The sequence below is a fragment of the Acetivibrio ethanolgignens genome (assembly GCF_001461035.1).
GTDB lineage: Bacteria > Bacillota > Clostridia > Lachnospirales > Lachnospiraceae > Velocimicrobium > Velocimicrobium ethanolgignens.
This window is the reverse complement of sequence record NZ_LNAM01000167.1, coordinates 1-24022: the sequence shown is the minus strand read 5'-3', so window position 1 is coordinate 24022 and position 24022 is coordinate 1. Positions and strand designations below refer to the sequence as shown.

The window sequence follows — 24022 nt, the reverse complement described above, 5'->3', positions numbered from 1 at the left end:
ATTGCCATGCATGACTGCTGGGCTTCCTACTGGAATTATCCGGATGTTCAGCATGCTGTCTGCTGTGCCCATCTTCTCCGTGAATTGACGGGGATTGATGAAAATCATCCTGAGCAGAAGTGGGCATCTGCATTTATAGACCTTTTACTGGAAATGAAAAAGGTCAAAGATAAAGCCATAGAGAAAGGTAATGACTCTCTGAGCTATTATCACTATCATAAGTTCGATAAGAAGTATGATGAACTCATCGAACAGGCCCGGAAGGAAAATCCGCTTCCCGAAACCACGAAGAAAAAACGTGGCCGGAAGAAAAAAGGAAAAATCCTTGCCCTTGTAGAACGTCTTGCGAATTACAAGGCCTCAGTCTGCCTTTTTATCCATAACTTCAATGTCCCGTTTGATAACAACCAGGCGGAACGTGATCTTCGGATGATAAAGGTCAAGACCAAAGTATCCGGATGCTTCCGAACTGAGGAAGGCGCCACAGATTATCTGAAAATCATGTCCTACGTTGGCACGGCACACAAGCAGGGATACAATGCTTACGAAGCAATCAAAAATGCGATCTCAGGTCACCCTGATTTCATCTTTGAATAAGGGTGGTACTGAATAGTTACAAATTTAGTATTGTTAGATGAGCCAGAGAAATGTTTAGATTTAAATAGTATCAGGAAACTATACTCCTTGTTTGAAGGACTCAGTGAAAAATGCATTATTTTTTCGACTCATAGTAAGTTAGTTGAACTCAATAATTTTAAAGTGTATGAGATTAAAAAATCTAACAAAGGAATAATATATGAAAATGTTAATTAAAGAAATGAAAAAAAATATAGCAGAGTATAAAAAGCATTGGCTTCAATATAGTCTGTTTGCAGTTACATTAATTTCGTTATTTATTTATGGATTGCTTTGGCAAAAAAATGAGAGTCAAGTGAGTAGTTATGAAAGAATGACAGCATTTTATATTATTTACTATTTGGTAATTGTAAGGTTTTTCTCTGCATGTTTTGTGAATGTTTATAATGAATTTCATCAAAGCTATTATCTAAATGGTGTTTTATGTAATGAGTCTTTGGGAAAGTATGACGCATTGTATATAATTATGGTTCGGGTAGCCATAAAATCAATTTTTAGTATTGGAATTACTTTTCTTGGAACGGTTGGAATATCGATAGTACTTGGAGTCGGCTTTTCTCCAAGCAATTATGGGATACTACTGTTACGAATGTTGGTTGGCTGTATAATGACATGGGGGATTGGATTAATATTTTGTAGCATATGTATGTTATTTAATATACAGAAATCAATAGCTTTATTTGGTGAAATAATTTTATTATGCTATATGATTATGGTTCCTCTAGACAACAGTATGATTCCAATTAATTTGATTAAGTCAAGTATATATGAAATTCTTTTTAAAGATATTATTTTGTGTGAAAAAGGTTCTATTATTAGAGGCGAAGATGCTGTAATTTTAATTTGCTCAATTATTATTATTGCCACTTCGATAATTGGTTATAGATTTTTGGAATGGATAAAAATTAGAAAGGTTAGATATGAAAAATAGAAGAATTGAGAGATTTTTTTTTAATTTTGTTGTTGACATCGACTAGTGTAACATATGTTAGTGTTAAAATTAATACTAATTGTGACTATAAAATAATAGCAGATAAGAAAGAGTTTGATGATTTTTACAATACTTCCGATACAAAAGATATTTTTATAGATTTGAGAGATGGTAAAGATTATGAAACAGGTCATTTGAGTAAATTTATCAATATACCATATGATGGTAAGGCTAAAGCTGAAGAAACTATATTAAAATTCTTAGATGATAATTATTCTAAGGAAAATAGGTTTGTTTTGAGTTGCTATTCTTCGAAAAGAGCAAGTAAAGCATTTATGCTATTGAAGAAAAAAGGCTATAAAAACATTGTTGTGGTAAATTTGACTGCTGAGGAACTTATCACGGGATTTAATGATATATCTACAGGCCCCTGTAATTGTTTAGAGTAAGTGAATGGATAAAGCATAGAGTGTAATATTAGATATTTAGAACAATGAGTGAGTTAAAGGAGAAAAGTGTGATGCATTATGAATATTATTTACGTAGAGTTGCTAGAAAAAAATATTTTGAAAAATGGATATTGGAAACAAAAAACGATAACGATGAGTGGAATTATGATTTAGTGTTTGTTGACTTGGACAAAGATTGTACCATATATTTATTTACTTCAAAAGAGGAGTTTCTTAAATCAGAAGAATATATGACTGTATTAGAGGGTCTATGTCATGACTGGTGTACTTTTGATGGAATAAATAATGATATCAAAAGTTTTTTATTGCCGAGTGATATAATAGAGGATGATGATAAAATTGACATATTCGTAAAGGAACAAATAGGAGATGTTTTAGAAAAAGTGAAAGAATAGATTATGGAAAATTATATGAGGATATAGGCTATATATTTAGAACTTTGTGCGAGCGAAAAAGTAAATATTATATTTATATAGGCGAGGTTGTGTCAAGATTATGTACATATGCTAGTGGAAATTCCACCAAGCATACGTGTAGCATATTTTGTGGGGGATATAAAAGGAAAGAGTACCCTAATAATTTTTGAAAGGCATGCGAATCTAAAATATAAATATGGAAGTAGACATTTCTGCTGCATAGGTTGCTATGCAGGTACAGTAGGAAAGAATGCAAAGAAAATAGAGGAATATACTCAAAATCAATTAAAATAGATTCGGAATACGAATAAATGACACTGAAAAAATACATAGAACCCTCTACGGGTGAGACGTTAAAGCAAAGAATTTAAGAAAATCTCAGGTGGATTTTCAGAAAATGATGTTGTTGCTAGTGAACTGTTCGACAAGTCTTTAGACTCAGTGCCGGTAACAACCCTTATAGGGCAGATCAAACAACCGACTAAGTCAGAGGTTATGATTTAAATCTTAACTATTCTGAATATGTTCTTATCTATCATAAAGTTGTCTATTCTCATAATATCCATCCATATATTTCATAATACCCAAATATAAAATCTGAATAATAAGAAATAACCATATTACATTTAATGGGATTACAGTTCTAATATTATCTCCGAAAATAAAGATTATCGAGAGTGAAATAACAAATACTTTTAGAAAAAAGTACACCAACGCTGTTTATAATAATCAGTATTGAAAGGTAAAAATAATTCGCAATCAATCGTTTGTATTTAAGCAGTTTTCTTTGCGATAAGGTATAATAAAAGAAAAACTTTATCGCAAAGGAAGAAAAATGAGCCGAGCACAAGATAGAAGTAAAAAAAAGATAGAAAAGAATCCGATTGTTGAATGTAATAAAATTCAGCAGAAGTTTTTTCCTGAATTATTTCAGAAGTTTTCTGCTGTAAAAGATCCACGACATCAGAGTTATATTGGTTATAGTGCAAGGACTATGCCAGGAACGCTGTATTACAAATGTATAGGCGGATTATCAAGCATGCAGGAGATGACACGAAAATTTAACGATGAAACGGTTGTAAAAAATATTTACTCATTTCTGGGTGAAAAGGAGAAAGAGTATCTTCCGCATGGAGTAACGGAAAACGAATTCCTTGAAAGATTAGATTCCACTGAACTGGAAAAGATTCAGAAGGATATAGCGTATTCTATGATTAGGCGTAAGACATTTGATGATGCCAGAGTAATGAAGAAGTGGCAGGTGATTATAGATGCCACAGAACTAGACGAAGGGTACGTTCAAAAAAATGAATGTTATCTTAGCCGCTGCTATAACAGAGGAGAAGCGAATGAATTCTGCAAGTATCATAGAAGCGTGTTGGAAGCAAAAGTCTATTTTGGACACAATTTATTGTGCAGTATAGCAACAGAGCCAATCCTTAATTCAGAAGAGTATAGGAATCAAAGCAAGGAGGCAATTAAGCAGGATTGTGAAAGCAAGGCCTTTGTAAGGCTGGCAAAAAAGATAAAGAAGCGTTTTCCAAGACTGCCGATTATCATTACAGCGGATGGACTATACGTAAGCCATACTGTTACTGATATTTGTAAGACGAATGGTTGGGATTATATTATCCGCTATAAAGAAGGGTGTGCACCATCCATGGCTCAAGAGTATAGAGCAATACCAGAAAAAGAAAGTTGTGGTACGGATATCGAATATCAGAATGAAGTGATATTTGGCAAAGACAGTGTAAATCTGATTCATTATCACGAGACAAAGATAGTGAATGGTGAAGAGAAAACAACAGAATTTTTCTGGATTACAAATATAGAGATTACAGGAAAAAATGCTAGAAAACTTGTAAAGGCTGGACGAAACCGTTGGAAAATAGAAAATCAGGGATTTAACAGACAAAAGAGATGGCAGGGGAATATCGAGCATGCCTGCAGCTGGAATGCACAGGCACAAAGAAATCATTATCTAATGGAGCAGATAGCTGATTTTATGAAACAGCTGTACGAGTATTTCTATCTTGCAAAGAATGAAATAAGAAAGCTACACAAAAATATATCTTCTGAATTGTCAGCAAGCTTTGGATGGCAACTAACAGAAACAGAAGATAGAAACAGTGAGCAGCATAAAGCACACTCAAACTGATTTAAGTCTAGCAAAGAAGGTGATGTCTGTCAAGAGGAAATTTAAAATTTCATAAAGTTTTTCTACAAAAAGTAATAGATAGGATATCTCTAACTATACGGTGTGGATAACTTTCGAAATTAAGTGCTTTATTGTTAAAAGAAAGCGGTGACCTTAAAATGGCAGGTTATGAAGATGTTTACCTTTCAATGCTGTCAAGCTGAAGATGTAATTGCTTTTTTATGGAAATTCTGGTATACTGGAAGCTAGGCTTAAGACCTCAAAAAGATAGAGGAGAAACATATGAGCAAAAAAAAGAAGAGGAAAAGTGCAGGGATGGTCTTTTTGATTGGCTTTGGAAAGTCCCTGCTGATTATAGGTCTGCTCTTTTTGACTGGATTTGCGAGCTATAAGGTAAGCCTTTTTTATTTTAATGAAAAGGGCGTTGCATGGGATAGTAAAGCTTCTTTAGCGATACGCGAACTATATGGGAGTGCAGAGGTAGAGGATATTTCTAAAAATTTGATTTATAGCGTTGATAAGGACAGTGGTAAAATAAAAGGACTGGTGCTAGAGATATTTAATACGAATACTGGAAATATGGATTATATAACAATACCGGTTTCTACAGAAATTACCATTTCCAATGAACTGTACCAGAAGCTTGCAAGGGCGGACTGCGAGGCACCACAGATTATAAAGATATCGGCGATTCATAAATATTTTTCCGAGACTGCGATGTACGAATACGGAGAGCTGATTTTAAATGATTTATTGGGAATTGATATTGGCTACTATACAGTAATGGAGCCGAAGGAATTCCGGAAAATATTTGAAAAAACAGAGTATAAGGAGGCTGTCCGGACAGAAGAGGCAGCTCAGATACAGACAGTAGAGCAGTGGATCCTAAAGGATACCTGGGTAAATGAATTAAAGGCTGTAGAAAAGGATGAGAAGGCGGTTAAGGATTATATTGAGGCAGTTGGTGGAAGCTGGGAATCTAATTTATCTGTCCGTTCTAGGAAAAAGTATGCAGCTGACTATTTGAAATGGAATATTGATAATACATATTTTCATACAATTCCTGGAATAAAGGAGGGGAAAAGCTATGAAGCATTCCCGGAGGAAGCAAAGGCTTTGATACAACAGCTTTTAGAGAATGAAACCTATACCGGGTCACAGGAGAGGCAGGCTGGTAATATGACAGGAAAAGATTCCCGGGACTGCCTAATACAGATTCTGAATGCAAGTCAGATTAACGGTCTGGCTGCAAAATATAAAGAAATGCTGGAACAGCAAGGATATTCCGTAGAATCTATAGGTAACTATAGGGGACAATTACAGACCCAGAGCAGTATTTTAGTTCGGGAGGAGGCCTGTGGAGCAGATTTGCTGCTGTATCTGGGGAATGCAGAGCTTACAGTTTCAGAAGCTTTGCCGGAGGGGATAGATATCCAGATTATTCTGGGAACAGATGCAGATAATTAAATAAAAATGGGAGATTATATGAACAAAAAAATACGCATTATGGATGTTGATCTGAACATTCTGGATAATGAGCAGCTGGAGGAGAAGGTTCGGGAGTATTTGGAAAATGATTATTTGAATGTTATTTTACTGGCTTCGGAAAAGCTTTTACTTTATGCCGCTGAGAATCAGGAATTCAGGGAAAAGCTTCTTCGGGCAGATTTAATTTTGTCAGGGGAAGAGGAATTGTTGGGAATGCATCATGGGCAGGTGCTGAAGGAAGGTGGCATGATAGTGAGCTACCGCTGCCTTGAGAGACTTTTGCAGGCTTTTCGTGGAGAGGGAAAAACGGTATATATAGTCTATGATAATGAGCGTTATATCCGCTTTATTGAGAATGCCTTTCGAAATCCTCAGTCTGGTGCGGTACTGGCAGGAAGTGCGATGGAGCAGGAGATGACCGATGAAAGCATTGTAAATGAAATTAACAGCTTAGCACCGGATGTGCTTTTAATTGCCATGGAAGTTCCAAAGCAGGAGGAATGGATTATGACACACAGTACCCAGTTAAATTCTAAGCTGTGTCTGGGGCTGGGTGGCATCATGGATCAGATGATAACAGAGTATAAGGCAGAACCGGCTATCATATCGAAGCTACATCTGTCGAGAATTTATAATGCTCTGGTTCGGCACAACCACTATAAAAAAGTCAGGAAAGAGAAATTTTTCCGTCAGAAGCTTAAGGAATACAGAAAGGAAAAGAAGGGGAACAGCGATGAAAATACGAGCAAATAAATATCTGGTAATGTTTTGTGGAACGCTTTTAATGGCGATTGGTGTAAATATGTTTTTTGAGCCGACGCATATGGTTACCGGTGGCGTATCTGGTCTTGCAATTATCATAAAATCTTTGACAGCTGGGATGTTTTCTATTTGTCCGGATGGTATTCCTCTCTGGTTTACCAACCTGTTCATTAACATTTTTTTATTTTTAGGTAGTTATAAAATACTGGGCAGAGAGTTCTTCAATAATACCGTAGTTGGAACGGTTATGTATTCTGTTTCCTTGTATATTATTCCGATTATTGATTTAGCAAGAGGAGATTTTCTTTTGGCAGCCATTTTTGGTGGGGCTTTCAGTGGTGTCGGCTTAGGACTTATTTTTAGTGTAGGGGGCTCTACCGGTGGCACAGACCTTCTGGCAGCGATTACCCATAAGCATTTAAAGCATTATACAGTAGCACAGCAAATCATGGTATTTGATGGAATGGTTGTATGCGGTGGTGCTCTGATGTACGGTATTAACGTGGCTTTGTATGCTATTGTTGCTGTTTATATTACTTCAAAGATGATGGATGCTATCATGGAAGGCCTTAAGTTTGCGAAGATGGCTGTTGTTATCTCCGATAAGTACAAAGAGATAGCAGATGGAGTTTTACACGAAATGGGACGTGGAATTACAGCAATACCTGCCAAAGGAATGTATTCCAATGACGAAAAAAACATGTTGATTTGTGCGGTAGGAAAGAAAGAAATCACTGCTCTTATGGACATAGTAGACAAAAATGATCCTCGGGCTTTTATGATTGTAACAGATGCCAGAGAGGTCCTTGGAGAGGGATTTAGCGAATATAACCAGTGAAATGGAAAGAAAATAAGGAATTTATTTGTGAAAATGACGAAGTTTTCAAGGTGCTTTTTGATAGTAAAAAAAGGGCACCTTTTTTTGATGGGCAAGTTACACAAAAGGAAAAAAATTATTTGGTAATTTGGGATATGGCTTTAAATTTGCAAATAGTGTATGATTATAGTAGCACTTGAAATGAAGATTTTCTAGGAGGAGTAAAAATGGCAAGTTTATCTTTAAAAAACATTAATAAGACCTATCCAAACGGTTTCGTGGCAGTTAAGGATTTTAATCTGGATATTGAGGACAAGGAGTTTATCATTTTCGTAGGTCCTTCCGGATGTGGTAAGTCTACCACCCTTCGTATGATTGCCGGATTAGAGGAAATTACCTCTGGTGAGCTGTGGATTGGCGATAAATTAGTAAATGATGTAGAGCCAAAGGACAGAGATATTGCGATGGTATTCCAGAACTACGCATTATATCCTCACATGTCCGTATATGATAACATGGCATTCGGCTTAAAGCTCCGTAAGACTCCAAAGGCTGAGATTGATAGGCTGGTTCATGAGGCTGCTAAGATTCTTGATATCGAGCATTTATTAGATCGTAAGCCAAAGGCATTATCCGGTGGTCAGAGACAGCGTGTCGCTATGGGACGTGCTATCGTTCGTAATCCTAAGGTATTCCTGATGGATGAGCCTTTATCCAATCTGGACGCAAAGCTCCGTGTACAGATGCGTATTGAGATTTCCAAGCTGCATCAGAGACTGGAGACTACCATTATCTACGTTACTCATGACCAGACAGAGGCTCTTACCCTGGGTACCAGAATCGTAGTTATGAAGGATGGTGTCATCCAGCAGGTAGCTTCTCCTATTGAGTTATATACAAAGCCACAGAATCTGTTTGTAGCAGGCTTCATCGGATCTCCACAGATGAACTTCATCGATGCAGAGGTAAAGAGAGAGGGCGATAGTGCAAGACTGGTATTCGGAAGTAATTCCATCCTGCTGCATGAGCCAAAGGGCAAGCTTTTACTGGATCAGGGCTATGAAGGCAAGACGGTTACCTTTGGTATCCGTCCAGAGGATATTAAGGATGAAGAGGTATTTATTAATTCTTCACCGGAAAGCACTCTGGAAGCAACTGTCAGAGTATATGAGATGCTCGGTGCAGAAGTATTCTTATACTTATCTCTGGAAAACATCGAGATTACCGTTCGTGTAAATCCTCGTACTACAGCCAGAACGGGTGATACCATCAAGGTTGCTCTGGATTTGACAAAGGTACATATTTTTGATAAAGAGACAGAGAAGGTTATTACAAACTAATGCATAAAGATAATAACCCAGAAGGCTTATGCTTTCTGGGTTATTTTTTTAATTCTGTCTATAACAAGTTCAACAATTTTATCTGCTTCTTTTTGAGTATCAATGTCTGCCACAAAGCCTGCTGCCATTTCTGCATGGCCGCCACCACTGCCAAAGCCTGTCAGGGCAGATTTAATAATATCGGCACTGTCATAAAGCCCGCTTTCAGAACGGATGGAGAATTTGATCCCTCCTGCACGGCGGGAATAGACTAGGGAAAGGTGAATTTCATCTATGGTTAGGATAAAATCGCTGAGAGTACCAATAATGGCTTCCGGGCAGTCGTCTCCGGCATTCGTATAGCCAAAGGAGTCATGGATTTCCAGATTGCGGATGGCATTGTCGTAGGAAAACAAATCCTTTCTGGTCAGGCTGGAGGAGGCAATATGGTGTAGGATGCCCTGGTCTGCCTGGTGGAACAAATAAGAAAACATATCAATATCCAGCTGGTTCACTCCGCGGGTCAGACTGGCAGTGTCTGTTTGGATACCGTACATCAGTGTAGTTGCCAGCAAAGAGTTCATAGGTATATCTTCTTCCTTGAAATAGCTTGCGATAATAGAGGCACAGGAGCCAATTTCCGGTCGGATATCAAAATACTGATAATAGTCTGTTTGCTGCAGCTTATGATGGTCGATACAGCCCACTTCATTTCCGGTAAAATCATTTACGTTAGCATTTCCCTTTTGACAATCTACTAAAATAATTTCATCTGTCGGTTTCAGGGAAACCTCCTCCTCAGAAGAAATTGAAATATCCAGAAGGTCCAGCATAGCCAGAGTGTTAGCCTTTTCAATCTGTCCTTTGTAGCAGATGGTAGACTTAATGTGATAATGCATTAATAAGGCCTGAAGCCCGGCAGCAGCTGACAGAGCATCTGGATCCGGATAATTGTGGGTCTGTATATATATAAAGTTGTTGTGAAGCTTTTTTAATAAGTTCTGCAGATGTGTCATCTGTGGTCTCCTAATGTAATCAAAATAGTTAAAGGTACTGTTAAGAGTATACCATCAAAGGGAGGAAAATAAAAGGGAAATCTCCTCTGTTCTTAGTTGACAATCTTTGGAAATTCAATTATTCTAAAAATAATAGCTGTAAATAAAGTTAAAGGAAGGGTAAGAACTATGTCTATTGTATATGATGAAAAACACAAAACATTATCTTTACATACAAAAAATACCACCTATCAGATAGGCATTGGAAGTTATAATTTTTTATTACATTACTATTATGGAGCAAGGGTGGAAGGAAGCTTGAGCTATCTTCTCAGCTTTGCGGATCGGGGATTTTCGGCAAATCCTTATGACGCCGGAAGTGACAGAACCTTTTCTATGGATGTACTTCCGCAGGAGTATCCTTGTTATGGAACCGGTGATTACAGAACTGCAGGCTTCCATATGAAGGATAAAAACGGCATCTATGGATGTGATTTAAGGTATCGTTCTCACAAAATTATAGAAGGGAAATATGCCATACCGGGTCTTCCGGCAGTATACGCCGAAAAGAATGAGTCCCAGACTCTGGAGCTTATGCTTGCAGATGAAAGGGCAGGAGTCGAGGTGATTCTTCAATATGGTGTGTTGGAAGAGCTTGATGTGATTACCCGGGCTGCCAGCATCAAAAATATTGGCAGCAGTGAGATTTTTATTACCAAGGCCTGTAGCGGCAGTTTGGACTTTTTATATGGAGACTATGATATTCTGCATTTTCATGGAAGACACGGCATGGAGCGGAATCTGGAGAGAATACCGGTCATTCGTGGAAAGCAGGTTTTTGGAAGTAACCGGGGCACTTCCAGTCATCAGCATAATCCCTTCGTTATCCTGGCGGAAAGAGAGACAACGGAGGATAAGGGAGACTGCTACGGTATGTCTCTTCTTTACAGCGGCAATTTCTGCTGTGAAACCGAAGGTGATCAGTATGGGCAGACCAGGACTGTTATGGGGCTTGCCAGTGAATTTCTTGAATATAAGCTGAAGCCGGAAGATGTCTTTTATACACCGGAGCTGGCAATGTCTTATACAAACTGTGGTTTAACGCAGCTGTCACAAAACTATCACCGATTGATTCGGGAACATATTTGTCGTGGACAATACCGTAGCAGCCCAAGACCGGTGCTGATTAATAACTGGGAGGCTACCTATTTTGACTTTACTGGTAAAAAAATCGTGGAAATTGCAAAACAGGCGGCTGAGCTGGGAGTTGAAATGCTAGTACTGGATGACGGCTGGTTTGGAAGCCGGAACACAGATAACAGCGGACTGGGTGACTGGTTTGTAAATGAAGAAAAAATGGGTGGTTCGTTATCAGAAGTGGTGAAAACAGTTAATGACCTTGGTATGAAATTTGGTCTCTGGATTGAACCGGAAATGGTGAATGAAGACAGTGAGCTTTACCGGAATCATCCCGACTGGGCCTTTGTAATTCCGGGCAGAAAGCCGGTGAGGGGCAGAAATCAGCTGGTATTGGATTTTTCCAGGAAGGAAGTAGTAAACTACATTTTTGAAGCTATTGCGAAGGTACTGGATGCTTCGAATATTGAGTACATTAAAATGGATATGAACCGCAGCATTACTGATGTTTATACGGCAACAGAAGGAAGACAGAACCAGGGAACAATTTTGTATCATTATGTATTGGGTGTATATGAGTTTCTGGAGAGGATGATAAAACGGTATCCATCCATGCTGATTGAAGGCTGTAGCGGCGGTGGTGGACGCTTTGATGCCGGAATGCTTTATTATACTCCGCAGATCTGGTGTAGTGATAATACGGATGCTATTGAAAGACTTACAATCCAGCATGGAACCTCTTTCGGATATCCGATTTCGGCGGTTGGCTCTCATGTATCTGCAGTTCCAAATGAGCAGACCGGACGAAGAACCAATATATTGACCCGTGGGGTTGTGGCCATGGCAGGTACCTTTGGCTATGAGCTGGATCTGAATCTGATTTCTGAAGAGGAAAAGGAGTTTGTAAAGCAGCAGATTAAGGATTATAAGCGGTTCTGGAGTTTGATTAACCAGGGACTTTATTACCGATTGACAAGTCCGCTAAATTACCCGGAATTTATGGCATGGGAATTTGTGGCACTGGACGGAAGGGAGGCTCTGCTAAATGTGGTAACATTAGCAACCCATTGCAATGGTGCACCGAACTATATTCGTATGAAGGGCTTGCTGCCGGAAGGTATCTATGAGCTGGAGGGAACTGGCAGAAGCTACAGTGGAAGTGCCTTGATGAATGGTGGCGTACTGGTTCCGTTTATGACGGACGAATATCAGGCATGGCAGGCACACTTTGTATTGAAGGGGAAATAATATGTCAATCGTTTGATATATTACATCGTTGGTGCAAAAAGAGCTTTTTGGAAAGTCTCCGGGCAGCGGACAGATGGTGAGGCTGACCTTTGCGAATGCAGCAGCATCCATTATTACGACCCGGAAAGGGGCTCTGCGGGTTATGCCAGAGAGAAAAGAAATAGAGTAGCTTATGTGAACAGGGAGCGGTATCTGGATAATACCACTCCCTATTTGTTGAAGAAAATTATTTGTTATAATTCTACCTCAGGATTTTCTTTTGTAAGGACAGAAGCAACCATGCTTCCACCCAGGTACTTCTGCGTTGTCTCAGCCAATTCGGCAAGGGCTTTTTCCATAACATCCTTTCTGTTTGGGTCAATACACTCAATAATCAGGAATGCATTTTTGGTATTCTCAGTAAGCATAGTGCGGACGCCGTCTCTCCAGTTAAAACAGCGGCATACAGCACCTGCATCATCCAGATAGCAGACCTCGCCTGGCAGGGTATTATCGTTTTCCTCGTCTCCAAGAGCAAGGAATTCATCATCGCCCTCGGTTTTAGTCAGTCGAAGGTCTCCGGCAAAGGTGTCTAAATCCTCGCCACCACAAGGCAGGGCATATTTTAAGGAAATTACATTATAGATATCAACTAAAGGATTGATATTACCGACAGCATTTCCTTTGCTTGCCCGCTTTAGCAGTGCTTCAATAGAGCAGCGTACTCCTTTTTTGGTCTTGAACTGCTGATATGCCTTACGCCATACGGAAATAACCTCATTTTCGCTTAAGGTGTCGGCAGTGAGGTACTGCTTGGCATCTTCGTTAGCGGCTTCCAAAGCAGCAGCCAGCTCGTCCTTTAATTCCTCTTCCTTTGCAATGGAGTTATCTACACCCCTTGCAACAATAATTCCGATGGAAAGCTCCGGAAACAAATCCCAGACTGGTTTTTCGATTATAAATTTACTCATGTAAAGAGGCCTCCTTATTTAGGTTTATTTAACATCCTTTTGTATTTTAGCATATTTCCTGTAAGGACGACAAGCAGTATGTACAATGTTATTGATGCACAAAACTATGCAATAATAAAGGCTCTTGCAAATAAATTTGCAGAGCCTTATTATCACATTTTTGCATGGCTTGTAGCTTAACCAAAGTATCTCTTTAACAGACCCTCAAATGCCTTACCATGTCTAGCCTCGTCCTTAGCCATTTCATGTACAGTATCATGGATAGCATCTAGACCTAATTCCTTAGCACGCTTAGCAAGGTCGAACTTACCTGCAGTAGCACCATTTTCAGCGTCTACTCTCATTTCCAGATTCTTCTTTGTAGAGTCAGTTACTACTTCACCTAATAACTCAGCAAACTTAGCAGCATGCTCTGCCTCTTCGTAGGCTGCCTTCTCCCAGTAAAGACCAATCTCTGGATAGCCTTCTCTGTGAGCAACTCTTGCCATAGCAAGATACATACCAACCTCACAACATTCTCCATTAAAATTAGCTCTCAAGTCCTCGATGATATCCTCTCTGACACCCTGAGCTATACCAATTACATGCTCAGCTGCCCAGCTCTTCTCTCCAGACTGCTCTGTAAACTTAGAAGCTGGAGCATTGCACTGTGGGCAAAACTCTGGAGCCTCATTACCTTCGTGAACATAACCGCATACTTGACATACAAATTTCTTCATTTTTTTTCTCCTTTTCTTAAATAGTGTATTTTTAAAAATTAGTAATCATTACTGATATTGTTATAATACACTTTTTTTCTTGAAATGTCAATAGAAAAATAAAAAAATATTTATTTGTTTATACAGTGTGGGCACTTTCCATAAAAATAGGTGCAATGTCCGTCGATGCTTCCATCAAAATGAGAACCAGCAGCTTTGTTGATGGAATCAATGGAATCCATTTTCAGGTCGATGACACGGCCGCATTTGGTGCAGACAAAGTGGTAGTGGCTGCTGGTGTCATAATCAAAGTGATCCAGACCGTCACCACAGGAGAGCTTGTTGATTTCTCCGGTCTCTACCAAAAGATTTAAATTCCGGTACACGGTACCCAGACTGATATTTGGATAGGTTTGGCGGATGGCACTATAGACCATTTCTGCTGTGGGGTGTTCTTTTGTTTCGGCCAGGTAAGTGCGGATGGCTTCTCTTTGGCGGCTATATTTTAATTCGGCCATAGAAATTCTCCTTTCTAAATAATAGTAACTATTACTATTATACAATAAAAAATATAAAACGTCAATCCGATAAAATGAGTAAAAGTTTACTAAAATAAAAGAAGGAAAAATGTACAAAATATAAATGACACAACAGTAAAAATACAACAAAATTAATATATTTGTTAGTAAAAATATTGATAATTTTACTATACTGTGATATATTGAGTTTATCAAATATATTTATAGGAGGAGATTATAATGAAAAAAAATTTTGTAAAAGCAACAGCACTGGCACTTGCAGTTTCTATGATGCTAACCGGCTGTGGCGGTAAAGACAATGGGGAAGCAGCAAAGGGAAAGACAACAATTCGGTTTGCAACCTGGGATAATGCAGAGGATTTGGACTATCAGCAGGAACTGGTTGACAGATTCAATGAAAGCCAGGAGGAAATCGTAGTAAAGCTGGAAGCATACGGCAGTGAGTATGATACAAAGATTAGTGCCGGTATGGGTTCTGGAGATACTCCGGATGTCTTATATATGTGGGATTATCCAACCTATCAGGAAGCTCTTGAGCCATTGGATTCTTATATTGAGGCAGAAGGAGAGGAATTTAAGGCAGATTTTTATGAGGCACTTTGGCCATATAATTCTATCGGTGATGCCGTATATGGAATGCCGGTAGGATTTACGACACATGCACTGTTTTATAATAAGGATATCTTTGCAGAGGCTGGCATTGCAGAGCCAACAGATGACTGGACATGGGAAGACTTAAAAGCAGCAGCACAGACTATTACAGAAAAAACTGGAATCAAGGGCTTTGCATTCCAGATGAAGCCAGACCCATATGATGCAGAAATGTATGCATGGAGCAATGGCGGTGCTTTTGTTGCAGAGGATGGCACACTGGCAGGTAACCTGAATTCAGACAAGACAGTAGAAGCCTTTGCAATGCTCCAGCAGATGGAAAAGGATGGCTATGCAGCTGCAACCGAAGGCAATGGAACCGATGAATTCCGCGGTGGTAAGGCAGCAATGTATATATATGGAGCATGGTCCATTGCATCCTTTGATAAGGACGGTTTAAACTATGGTATTGTTACAATCCCTTCCTTTAATGGAAGCGGCAAGGATTCTGTTTCTATTTTAAGTTCTTCTGGTTTATCTATTGCCGTAGATTCTAAGAACAAAAAGGCAGCATGGGAATTCATCAAATACTGGACCAGTGAGGAGTGCAACAAGGACCGTATTGGTTATGAGCTTCCTGCAAGAAAGTCTGTTGTTGAAGCTGAGAACCTGATGGAGGAGCCAAAGAACGCACCCTTCTATACTATGCTGGAGCAGAGTGCAGGTTATACACCGGCAAGCTTTATTGTAGACAACTGGTCTGCGTTATCTGAGACTTTATCATTATCCTTCGAGCGTATCTTTAACCCAAGTACACTGGAGGATACTAAGACAGTTATGGATGAGGCAGTAAATTAACAGACTGCCTGAAGGGAAAAGAGGTAAAGCATGAGCAGCAGAAAAAGTTTTATGAAAAAGATAACACCGTATCTGTTCATTAGTCCATGGATTATTGGATTTTTGGTGTTTACGGCTGGACCGCTGATTCTGTCCTTTGTCATGAGTTTTTTCGACTGGCCGATTACTACAGCACCTGTTTTCCGTGGACTGGGAAACTATATTGAGATGTTTACAGAGGATGCACAGTTTGGAAAATCCCTGCTGATTTCCTTAAAGTATGCGGTAATATTTGTACCGCTGAATATGGTAATTGCATTATTCCTTGCAATGCTGATTTCACAGCCGATTAAGGGTGTAAAAATTTACCGGACCATATTTTATATTCCGGCAGTTATTTCCGGTGTAGCCATTTCCATTCTCTGGGGATGGATTTTAAATGGAGATTACGGTGTGCTTAACTACCTGCTGTCTCTGATTGGTATTGAAGGACCAAACTGGCTGGTAGACCCGGCATGGGCATTGCTGGCGGTTATTATCGCAAGTGCCTTTGGAGTGGGAACGATGATGCTTATTTTCTATACAGACATCAAAAACATTCCAGCCGATGTGTATGAGGCAGCTGCTCTTGATGGAGCCAGCCCGGGCAGACAGTTTTTCAGCATCACTTTGCCGATTATAACACCGACTATTTTATTCAATTTGATTACATCGCTGATCGGAGCCTTCCAGCAGCTGACTCTTGTCATGCTGCTGACCGGCGGCGGTCCGCTGAAATCGACCTATTTTTATGGAATGTATACCTATAATAATGCATTCAAGCACCACAGACTGGGCTATGCCAGTGCGAATGCTTGGGTTATGTTCGTCATTATCCTGATTTTGACGGCACTGGTATTCAAATCCTCCTCTGCGTGGGTATTCTATGAAGCTGAAGTAAAAACAGAAAAGAAGAAAAGGAGGAAGGCAAAATGAAGATGTCTAAAAAATCAAAAGTAATCATTTATACCCTTCTGACAATAATGGCAGTTTATTTTATGGCTCCTTTTATCTATATGCTGTTTACGACTTTTAAGACAGAAGCAGAGGCGATTGCCTATCCACCGAAGCTTTTTCCGGCAAAATGGCTTTGGAGTAACTTCTTGGATGCCTGGAATGCCCAGCCCTTTGGACGCTATTTGCTGAACTCCGTTCTGATTACGGTGGGAACAACTGTGGGACAGTTGTTTTCCTGTTCTTTGGTAGCCTACGGTTTTGCCAGATATAATTTCAAAGGCAAAAATATACTGTTTGTTATACTTTTATCTACAATGATGATTCCGTGGGATGTAACTATGATTCCACAATATATGGAATTCAAGCTTTTTGGGTGGATTAATACCTTAAAGCCCCTGATTGTTCCGGCCTTCTTTGGTTCAGCCTACTACATCTTTTTGATGCGGCAGTTCTTAATGGGTGTACCGAAGGATTTTGAAGAAGCAGCCCGTATTGACGGGGCGAATCCATTCCAGATTTACTGGAAGGTATTTATGCCAATTTTAAGACCACAGCTGATTTTAGTTGGGGTACTGAATATGATTACCGTATGGAATGACTACCTTGGACCATTGATTTTCTTACAGGAAAGAGATAAGTTTACACTGGCTCTGGGACTGGCAGCCTTTAAGGGTGTACATAGCATGCAGATTATTCCAATGCTGTGTATTACGGTAATTATGATTATTCCGCCAATTCTTATCTTTATCTTTGCACAGAAGTATATTGTGGAGGGAACCAGCGGAGCGATTAAGTAAAAGATGCATAAGGAGAATGTTATGTCAGGACGAGTAAAGAAAAGATGGGAAAATCAGGCAATAACAGGAATCAATCGAAGAAAAGCCTATACTTCGTTTTATGAAGATTCTGCAAAGAAAATTAGTCTGAATGGAATATGGGATTTTCTGTATCTGGAGGCACCGGAGTTTTCACCAGAGGATTTCATGCTACCGGAGACAGATACCACCACGTGGGATCAGATAAAGGTACCGGCAGTATGGCAGATGAATGGCTATGATAATATGCATTATACGGATGTATTATATCTGTTTCCGGTCAACCCACCTTTTGTTCCTGACAAAAATCCCTGTGGTATATATAAAACAAAGGTGATGCTTGATAATGAATGGCTTAAGGAGGATACGATTCTCCGGCTGAAGGGTGTAGGCAGTGCCGTTGATGTATGGGTAAATGGAACATACGTCGGATATGGAAAGATAAGCCATATTCCAAATGAATTTGATATTTCTGCTAATGTAATAGAAGGTCAAAATGATATTACTCTCCGGGTGTATAAGTGGTCTGATGGTACCTACCTGGAGGATCAGGATATGTGGTGGATGTCAGGTATCTGCCGCGATGTGGAGCTGGTAAATGAGCCAAGGAAGGGTATTCTGGATGCAGCCGTAACAGCGGGTCTTTGTAAGGATGGAAGTACAGGTACCCTGGAGGCTGAAATCAAGGTAAAAGAAGGAATTGACACAGGAAAGTTTGTGTTGTATGATGGTGAGACTATTATGCTTTCCCAGGAGCTTTCCTTCGATAATGGCCGTGCAAAAGTAAGCTATAGGCTGCCAGGAGTGGAGCCTTGGACAGCGGAGACGCCAAAGCTCTACAGGGCAGTTGTAGCAGCTGGTTCTCATACGGTGTCTGTTATGACAGGCTTCCGTACAATTCGGATGGAGAATGACAATTTTACGGTAAACGGAAAGGTGATTCTTCTAAACGGAGTCAATCATCATGATTATAATCCGGCTACCGGAAGGGTTGTAAGTAGGGAACAGCTGGAGGAGGATGTTATACTGATGAAAAAGCATAACATCAATGCTGTCCGTTGTTCTCATTATCCGGCAGAGGACTATTTCTATGATTTGTGTGATCAATATGGCTTGTATGTGATTGACGAGGCTGACCTGGAGTGTCACGGCTTTGAATGGACTGGAAATTATAAGTGGATTACAGATAATCCGGAATGGGAAACTGCTTATGTAGATCGTGGTGTGCGTATGGTCCAAAGAAACCGGAATCATCCATCGATTATTATGTGGTCCTTAGGAAATGAATCCGAGTTTGGCTGTAATTTTGTAAAAATGGCAGAGGCTATTCGTGCCCTTGACAGCACACGGCTCATTCATTATGAAGGAGATTTTGAAGCGGAGGTAACGGATGTTTATTCTACGATGTATACACGGCTGAAACGGCTTCAGGAGATTGCGGAATCAACGGAAAAGAAGAATAAGCCACATGTTATGTGCGAGTACGGGCATGCCATGGGAAATGGTCCGGGAGGCCTTTTGGAATATCAGGAGTTGTACCGGAGGTATAAGCGGCTGCAGGGCGGCTTTATCTGGGAGTGGTATGACCATGGAATCTATACCGAAGATGAGGAAGGACACCGGTATTATCGGTATGGTGGCTGTTATGGCGATTTCCCGAACAATGGAAACTTCTGTATTGATGGTCTGCTGATGCCTGACCGTACTCCATCACCAGCTCTTTGCCAGTATAAGCAGGTAATCGCACCAGTAGAGATTAAGCTGGTAGTGCAGTCAGAGCGGGAGCTTGTATTAAAGAACTGGTACGATTTCCGGAATTTATCCGGGCTTCAGATAAAATGGAATATTTCCTATGATGATAAGGTGCTGGAGGAAGGCGTGTTGGATGGAATTTCTGCAGCTCCGGGAGAAGCTCTAGCTGTTGAGGTGCCTTATAGTGCTTTTGTGCCACAGGCGAATACGGAGTATTTCCTGAATGTGTCAGCTTGTGAAAAAGAAGAGGTTTCTTATGCTGCAGCCGGTCATGAGGTTTCCTTTGCCCAGTTCCGGCTTTCACAGCATCAGAAACTGCTTAGAGAAAGGCCACGGCAGAGACCGCTTCTGGTAGAAGAAACAGCTGTTAGCTGCCGGATATCGAATGAATGCATTACAGCTGAATTTAGCAAGGTTTATGGACAGCTGACCTGCCTTGTGATAGATGGAAAAGAATGTATTACCGAAGGGCCAAAGCTCACGGTATATCGTGCAACAATTGATAATGATATGTATAAAAAAGATGACTGGATGAATAAGTATTTTATCCAGCTGCCACAGGAACAGACAGAGAGCTTCTCTCTGGAGGAAAGGGAGCAGGAGGTTAAGGTACAGATTAACAAGTATTTTGGATGTCTGAACCAGTCCTGGGGCTTCTATCTGACCTATGAATACCGGATTTTCGGAGAAGGAGAGCTCAGCTTTAGTCTAACAGGAAAGAACTTCCAGAATGGGAAGGAAGAGCCGGTCTTCCTGCCAAGAATTGGAGTACAGCTCCAGACAGCAAAGGAGCTTCAGCGGGTAAAATGGTACGGAAGAGGCTTTGGCGAGAACTATCCGGATAGTAAAGAGGCTTGTCCGGTAGGTATTTATGAGACGACAGTGGACGGTATGTCTACTAATTATGTATTTCCACAGGAGAATGGACACCGGGAGGAGGTTACCTGGTTTTCCCTGGGAAATGAAACAGAAAGTCTTTTGTTTACTGCCGAACAGGGTGTTGGTATCAACATTCATAACTACACAGAGGAGAGTCTGGAAAAGGCAAAATATCCTTGGGAAATTGAGGAAGCAGAGGATGTAATTGTCCATGTGGACTATCTGCACTCCGGTCTGGGAAGCAACAGCTGTGGAGAAGAACAGCTGGAGCCATACCGGGTAAAACGACAGGACTTTACACTGGCATTTTCTGTGAAAAAAGTAGCGGCCGGCCAGGAAATTGAAGCAGCAAAGGTAAAATATTTAAAGTAAAAGGAGATGGAAGGACATGATAAAGGAACGTTTTTCAGAAAATTTAAAAGGAGTGCTTCATGAGGATAAGTGGATGATTTTACAGGATGCCTATGATCCAGAAGATACCTTGAAATATGAAAGCCTTTTCTGTCTTTCCAATGGTTATCTGGGTACCAGGGGATGCTTTGAGGAAGGAACGAAAAAAAGTATTCCCTGTACCTATATCAATGGCGTTTTTGACAAGTCAGAAGCCTTTATGAGAGAGCTGGCGAATCTGCCAAACTGGCTGGGATTTAAGCTATATGTGGAAAAAGAGTTGATTGGTGTTGAAGATTGTGAGATTCTGGAATTTTCCAGAGTCTTGGATATGAAGAATGCTATTCTGGTAAAGCGTGTTGTGCTGCGGGATAAAAAGGGCCGTGAGACACAGGTTGAGGGACTGCGGCTGATTAGCCGGAGCCATGTACACCGGATGGCAATCCGCCTTTTTGTAACACCATTGAACTATGATGGAATTATTGAAATTGAAAGTATAACAGATGGCACCGTAATTAATTTCTGCGATGCACCGAGATTTAAGGTAAAACATACGGTTTTAAAGGAAAATAAGCCACTGGATGAAAATGGAGCTTATATGGAGGTTGCGACCCGGGATTCGGGACTGCACGTCGGAATTGGAAGCTATATAGAAGGTACCCGGGCAGGAGAGAACGTTATAAATAATCATGCTTTTCATGCCTTTGGAGAGCAGGCAATTGAATTCTGGGATTTCAAAGCTGAAAAGGGTGTGACAACAGAGCTTACAAAATATGTAAGCATCTACACAGAGCGTGATGTAGCAAAGGAGGCCCTTTTTGAAAATGTAGAAAAGGAGCTTAAGGCTTTTGGTCTGCAAGGCTTGGAAAAAGAGCTTTCAGAGCATCAGGAAATTTACGATAGAATGTGGCAACAGGCAGATATTACGATAGATGGTGACTCTGACCTGGAAAGAGCAATCCGGTTCAATATTTTCCACTTGATGAGTACAGGTAATGAGCATGACGACAGAGTGAATGTAGGAGCCAAGCTTTTGCATGGAGAAGAGTATGGTGGTCATGCCTTCTGGGATACGGAGCTTTTTATGCTTCCATTCTTTGCCTGGAATTTCCCAAAGACAGCATCCAATCTGGAAAATTACAGATATCGTCTTTTAGACGCAGCGAAAGCGAATGCGAAAAAGAATGGGTATCAGGGTGCCCAGTATCCGTGGGAATCTGCAGATGATGGCACAGAGCAGTGCCCGGATTGGACAATAGAGCCGGATGGAAGCTGTTACCGCTGTTATGTGGCAGTTTATGAGCATCATGTAACAGCTGCCGTGGCTTATGGAATTTATAATTATGTGAAAATAACTGGCGACTGGATCTTTATGGAGGAAAAGGGGCTGGAGCTTCTGGTAGAAACAGCAAGATTCTGGTCCAGCCGGTGCGAATACAATGAAAAGGAAGACCGCTATGAAATCCGGCAGGTAACTGGGCCGGATGAATGGCATGAGCCGGTAGATAATAACCTTTATACAAACTATTTGGCGAAATGGAACTTGGAGTATGTACTTTCACTGCTTTCTGAGATGAAAGCAACAGAAAGGATGGGAGTTACAAAAGAGGAGCTTCTTGAATGGAAGGAGCGTGCAGAAAAGCTGTATCTCCCACATAAGGAAGGAACTCGTCTTTTAGAGCAGTTTGAGGGATATTTTGACCTGAAAGAGGTTCTGATTGAAAGGTATGATAAAAATGACTGGCCGATACGGCCGGAGGCACTGAAAACCCATCCGATTCCAGAAACACAGATTATCAAGCAGGCAGATGTGGTAATGCTTCTGCATCTGATGGGTGACAGCTTTGATGAGGAAACAAAGAAGGAAAATTATGCTTTTTATGAAAAAAGAACCCTGCATGGTTCCTCCTTAAGTCCGAGTATTTATTCTATTATGGGACTTCGAGTAGGGGATACCTCCAAGGCTTATCGTTATTTACGAAGAGCTGCTTTCCTGGATCTTTTAAATTTACAGAAAAATACCAGAGAGGGTATTCATGCTGCTAATGCCGGTGGTGTATGGCAGACGGTAGTTTTCGGTTTTGCCGGTGTAGAGATAGAATCGGACGGAGTTCTTGTAATTCGGCCGAAGCTGCCAGAGGACTGGAATGGTTTGAAATTCCGCCTTTGGTATCAGAATTCTCTTATAGAGGTTGAGATTACTGGTCAGAACAAGGTAAAGACGGCTCTGTTACAGGGAGAAGAGATAAAAATACGAACAGAAAAGGGAGAAAGAGATGAGTAGATATTTAGCGATTCTTGGACTGATATTAGTAACGGTAATCTGGGGGTGTGGCTTTCCAATCAGTGATATGGCTTTGGAAAGCCTTTCACCGTTTCAGATTATGACCGTACGCTTTTTTCTAGCAACCCTTTTTATGGGACTGCTGGCGGCAAAGCAGATAAAAAGTATTCAGCGGGCAGAGCTAAAGGCAGGATTTTTAATGGGCTGTGCTCTGTTTGCGGGCTTTGGTCTGCAGATAGTAGGACTTCAGTATACGACAGCTTCTAAAAATGCCTTTTTAACGGCGACAAATGTAGTAATCGTTCCGTTTATTGCTTTTGTTATTTATAAAAAGAAGGTAAGGATCACAGAAATGGCAGGAGCTGTACTGGCAATTTTTGGTGTGGGACTTCTGTCGCTGAAAAGCGATTTTACTCTTGGATTGGGAGATGCCCTTACCCTGCTTTGTGCGGTTGGTTTTGCCTTTCAAATTTTCTTTACCAGTGAATTTGTAGGAAAATACCGGGTGGCAGCTTTGAATCTGATACAGATGGCGACAGCCTTCGTGTTCTCCTGTATAAGTATGTTCATTTTTGGAGAAACGCATTTTCAGGCGACATCGAAGAGCTGGCTGAGTGTTTTGTATCTTGGACTCATCAGCACGTCTCTGTCCTATCTGCTTCAGACAACCTGTCAGAAGTATGTGGATGAAACTAAGGCCGCAATTATTTTGTCGATGGAGTCGGTGTTTGGAACTTTATTTTCTATTTGGCTTTTAAAGGAGCAGGTGACTCCTCGGATGGTTATCGGCTGTGCTATTATCCTGGCAGCGGTGCTGATTGCTAATATAGCAACTCCGGCAGCAGAAGAACAAGCATCAGCTTTGAGGAATAAAAACTTTTCGCAAAGGGGCTGATTTCACATGACCAAGAAAG

Annotated in this window: 22 protein-coding genes and 1 pseudogene; 18 read left to right on the top strand and 5 right to left on the bottom strand. The window is 40.5% G+C overall.

Translation table 11 applies throughout. From position 1 onward, the window contains the following. The 5 genes and pseudogenes from ASU35_RS11855 to tnpA all read left to right on the top strand — a co-directional run. On the top strand, positions 1 to 597 hold a 597-nt coding region (locus tag ASU35_RS11855), incomplete at its 5' end, for an IS66 family transposase (protein WP_187142726.1). Positions 598 to 796: 199 nt separating this feature from the next. Further along, positions 797 to 1567, top strand: a complete 771-nt coding sequence (locus tag ASU35_RS11850; protein ID WP_058353222.1) for a hypothetical protein — start codon at positions 797 to 799, stop codon at positions 1565 to 1567. 5 nt (positions 1568 to 1572) lie between these two features. Next, complete coding sequence (locus ASU35_RS11845; protein ID WP_058353221.1) at positions 1573 to 2016, top strand: rhodanese-like domain-containing protein; 444 nt, start codon at positions 1573 to 1575, stop codon at positions 2014 to 2016. Positions 2017 to 2084: 68 nt separating this feature from the next. Next, positions 2085 to 2432, top strand: coding sequence for a hypothetical protein (locus ASU35_RS11840; protein WP_147525437.1), 348 nt, complete (start codon positions 2085 to 2087; stop codon positions 2430 to 2432). Continuing rightward, positions 2426 to 2764 (top strand): annotated as a pseudogene (gene tnpA, locus ASU35_RS20265) (IS200/IS605 family transposase); the annotation flags it as partial. The gene ASU35_RS11840 and the pseudogene tnpA, both read left to right, overlap by 7 nt. A gap of 217 nt (positions 2765 to 2981) precedes the next feature. On the opposite strand, the gene ASU35_RS20765 reads toward tnpA, so the two are convergent. Then, complete coding sequence (locus ASU35_RS20765) at positions 2982 to 3164, bottom strand: DUF6040 family protein (protein ID WP_423229988.1); 183 nt, start codon at positions 3162 to 3164, stop codon at positions 2982 to 2984. Between the two features lie 124 nt (positions 3165 to 3288). Between ASU35_RS20765 and ASU35_RS11830 the strand changes: the two genes are divergently transcribed. The 5 genes from ASU35_RS11830 to ASU35_RS11805 all read left to right on the top strand — a co-directional run bounded on the left by ASU35_RS11830 (position 3289) and on the right by ASU35_RS11805 (position 9018). Next, positions 3289 to 4611 carry a transposase gene (locus tag ASU35_RS11830; RefSeq protein WP_058353218.1) on the top strand — a complete coding sequence of 441 codons (1323 nt, stop codon included), beginning with the start codon at positions 3289 to 3291 and terminating at the stop codon, positions 4609 to 4611. Between the two features lie 282 nt (positions 4612 to 4893). Then, on the top strand, positions 4894 to 6078 hold the full coding sequence (locus tag ASU35_RS11825) for an LCP family protein (RefSeq protein ID WP_058353217.1): 1185 nt from the start codon (positions 4894 to 4896) through the stop codon (positions 6076 to 6078). 18 nt (positions 6079 to 6096) lie between these two features. Beyond that, positions 6097 to 6852, top strand: a complete 756-nt coding sequence (locus ASU35_RS11820) for a WecB/TagA/CpsF family glycosyltransferase (protein ID WP_058353216.1) — start codon at positions 6097 to 6099, stop codon at positions 6850 to 6852. After that, positions 6833 to 7699 (top strand): YitT family protein, encoded by an 867-nt coding sequence (locus ASU35_RS11815; protein ID WP_058353215.1) that lies wholly within the window; start codon positions 6833 to 6835, stop codon positions 7697 to 7699. The genes ASU35_RS11820 and ASU35_RS11815 overlap by 20 nt, the downstream gene beginning before the upstream one ends. A 206-nt stretch (positions 7700 to 7905) precedes the next feature. Continuing rightward, complete coding sequence (locus ASU35_RS11805; protein ID WP_058353213.1) at positions 7906 to 9018, top strand: ABC transporter ATP-binding protein; 1113 nt, start codon at positions 7906 to 7908, stop codon at positions 9016 to 9018. 26 nt (positions 9019 to 9044) lie between these two features. Here the strand turns inward: ASU35_RS11805 and ASU35_RS11800 are convergent, their stop codons facing one another. Next, complete coding sequence (locus tag ASU35_RS11800) at positions 9045 to 10013, bottom strand: DHH family phosphoesterase (protein ID WP_058353212.1); 969 nt, start codon at positions 10011 to 10013, stop codon at positions 9045 to 9047. A gap of 168 nt (positions 10014 to 10181) precedes the next feature. Here ASU35_RS11800 and ASU35_RS11795 point away from each other — a divergent pair, with 168 nt between their 5' ends. Continuing rightward, complete coding sequence (locus tag ASU35_RS11795) at positions 10182 to 12377, top strand: alpha-galactosidase (protein ID WP_058353211.1); 2196 nt, start codon at positions 10182 to 10184, stop codon at positions 12375 to 12377. A 28-nt stretch (positions 12378 to 12405) separates the two neighbouring features. Then, the gene (locus tag ASU35_RS19335) at positions 12406 to 12546 is read left to right on the top strand and encodes a hypothetical protein (RefSeq protein WP_156059422.1); all 141 of its coding nucleotides are present in this window, start codon (positions 12406 to 12408) and stop codon (positions 12544 to 12546) included. Positions 12547 to 12610: 64 nt separating this feature from the next. Here ASU35_RS19335 and ASU35_RS11790 read toward each other — a convergent pair whose 3' ends face one another. From ASU35_RS11790 to ASU35_RS11780, 3 genes are all read right to left on the bottom strand, one after another. Then, positions 12611 to 13327: a B3/B4 domain-containing protein gene (locus tag ASU35_RS11790; protein ID WP_058353210.1), complete on the bottom strand. Its 717-nt coding sequence runs from the start codon at positions 13325 to 13327 to the stop codon at positions 12611 to 12613. A gap of 176 nt (positions 13328 to 13503) precedes the next feature. Next, positions 13504 to 14046, bottom strand: coding sequence for an NADH peroxidase (locus tag ASU35_RS11785; protein WP_058353209.1), 543 nt, complete (start codon positions 14044 to 14046; stop codon positions 13504 to 13506). A 110-nt stretch (positions 14047 to 14156) separates the two neighbouring features. Then, on the bottom strand, positions 14157 to 14543 hold the full coding sequence (locus ASU35_RS11780) for a Fur family transcriptional regulator (protein WP_058353208.1): 387 nt from the start codon (positions 14541 to 14543) through the stop codon (positions 14157 to 14159). Between the two features lie 240 nt (positions 14544 to 14783). On the opposite strand from ASU35_RS11780, the gene ASU35_RS11775 reads away from it, so the two are divergent. Genes ASU35_RS11775 through ASU35_RS11750 form a run of 6 tightly spaced genes read left to right on the top strand, consistent with a single transcriptional unit; the run spans position 14784 to position 24003 of the window. Then, positions 14784 to 16013 (top strand): ABC transporter substrate-binding protein, encoded by a 1230-nt coding sequence (locus ASU35_RS11775; RefSeq protein WP_058353207.1) that lies wholly within the window; start codon positions 14784 to 14786, stop codon positions 16011 to 16013. A gap of 30 nt (positions 16014 to 16043) precedes the next feature. Then, positions 16044 to 16967 carry a carbohydrate ABC transporter permease gene (locus ASU35_RS11770; protein ID WP_058353206.1) on the top strand — a complete coding sequence of 308 codons (924 nt, stop codon included), beginning with the start codon at positions 16044 to 16046 and terminating at the stop codon, positions 16965 to 16967. Then, positions 16964 to 17785 carry a carbohydrate ABC transporter permease gene (locus tag ASU35_RS11765; RefSeq protein WP_058353205.1) on the top strand — a complete coding sequence of 274 codons (822 nt, stop codon included), beginning with the start codon at positions 16964 to 16966 and terminating at the stop codon, positions 17783 to 17785. The genes ASU35_RS11770 and ASU35_RS11765 overlap by 4 nt, the downstream gene beginning before the upstream one ends. Before the next feature lie 21 nt (positions 17786 to 17806). After that, positions 17807 to 20806, top strand: a complete 3000-nt coding sequence (locus tag ASU35_RS11760; protein ID WP_058353204.1) for a glycoside hydrolase family 2 TIM barrel-domain containing protein — start codon at positions 17807 to 17809, stop codon at positions 20804 to 20806. Positions 20807 to 20822: 16 nt separating this feature from the next. Beyond that, complete coding sequence (locus ASU35_RS11755) at positions 20823 to 23108, top strand: glycoside hydrolase family 65 protein (RefSeq protein WP_058353203.1); 2286 nt, start codon at positions 20823 to 20825, stop codon at positions 23106 to 23108. Beyond that, complete coding sequence (locus ASU35_RS11750) at positions 23101 to 24003, top strand: DMT family transporter (RefSeq protein WP_058353202.1); 903 nt, start codon at positions 23101 to 23103, stop codon at positions 24001 to 24003. Before ASU35_RS11755 ends, ASU35_RS11750 begins: the two co-directional genes overlap by 8 nt. The last annotated feature ends 19 nt before the right edge of the window (positions 24004 to 24022 follow it).

Excerpts from the sequence above, each read along its gene's own strand:
- ASU35_RS11850 (WP_058353222.1), top strand. The coding sequence starts at position 797 with ATGAAAATGTTAATTAAAGAAATGAAAAAAAATATAGCAGAGTATAAA.
- ASU35_RS11830 (WP_058353218.1), top strand. The coding sequence starts at position 3,289 with ATGAGCCGAGCACAAGATAGAAGTAAAAAAAAGATAGAAAAGAATCCG.
- ASU35_RS11825 (WP_058353217.1), top strand. The coding sequence starts at position 4,894 with ATGAGCAAAAAAAAGAAGAGGAAAAGTGCAGGGATGGTCTTTTTGATT.
- ASU35_RS11820 (WP_058353216.1), top strand. The coding sequence starts at position 6,097 with ATGAACAAAAAAATACGCATTATGGATGTTGATCTGAACATTCTGGAT.
- ASU35_RS11815 (WP_058353215.1), top strand. The coding sequence starts at position 6,833 with ATGAAAATACGAGCAAATAAATATCTGGTAATGTTTTGTGGAACGCTT.
- ASU35_RS11805 (WP_058353213.1), top strand. The coding sequence starts at position 7,906 with ATGGCAAGTTTATCTTTAAAAAACATTAATAAGACCTATCCAAACGGT.
- ASU35_RS11800 (WP_058353212.1), bottom strand. The coding sequence starts at position 10,013 with ATGACACATCTGCAGAACTTATTAAAAAAGCTTCACAACAACTTTATA.
- ASU35_RS11795 (WP_058353211.1), top strand. The coding sequence starts at position 10,182 with ATGTCTATTGTATATGATGAAAAACACAAAACATTATCTTTACATACA.
- ASU35_RS11790 (WP_058353210.1), bottom strand. The coding sequence starts at position 13,327 with ATGAGTAAATTTATAATCGAAAAACCAGTCTGGGATTTGTTTCCGGAG.
- ASU35_RS11785 (WP_058353209.1), bottom strand. The coding sequence starts at position 14,046 with ATGAAGAAATTTGTATGTCAAGTATGCGGTTATGTTCACGAAGGTAAT.
- ASU35_RS11780 (WP_058353208.1), bottom strand. The coding sequence starts at position 14,543 with ATGGCCGAATTAAAATATAGCCGCCAAAGAGAAGCCATCCGCACTTAC.
- ASU35_RS11775 (WP_058353207.1), top strand. The coding sequence starts at position 14,784 with ATGAAAAAAAATTTTGTAAAAGCAACAGCACTGGCACTTGCAGTTTCT.
- ASU35_RS11770 (WP_058353206.1), top strand. The coding sequence starts at position 16,044 with ATGAGCAGCAGAAAAAGTTTTATGAAAAAGATAACACCGTATCTGTTC.
- ASU35_RS11765 (WP_058353205.1), top strand. The coding sequence starts at position 16,964 with ATGAAGATGTCTAAAAAATCAAAAGTAATCATTTATACCCTTCTGACA.
- ASU35_RS11760 (WP_058353204.1), top strand. The coding sequence starts at position 17,807 with ATGTCAGGACGAGTAAAGAAAAGATGGGAAAATCAGGCAATAACAGGA.
- ASU35_RS11755 (WP_058353203.1), top strand. The coding sequence starts at position 20,823 with ATGATAAAGGAACGTTTTTCAGAAAATTTAAAAGGAGTGCTTCATGAG.
- ASU35_RS11750 (WP_058353202.1), top strand. The coding sequence starts at position 23,101 with ATGAGTAGATATTTAGCGATTCTTGGACTGATATTAGTAACGGTAATC.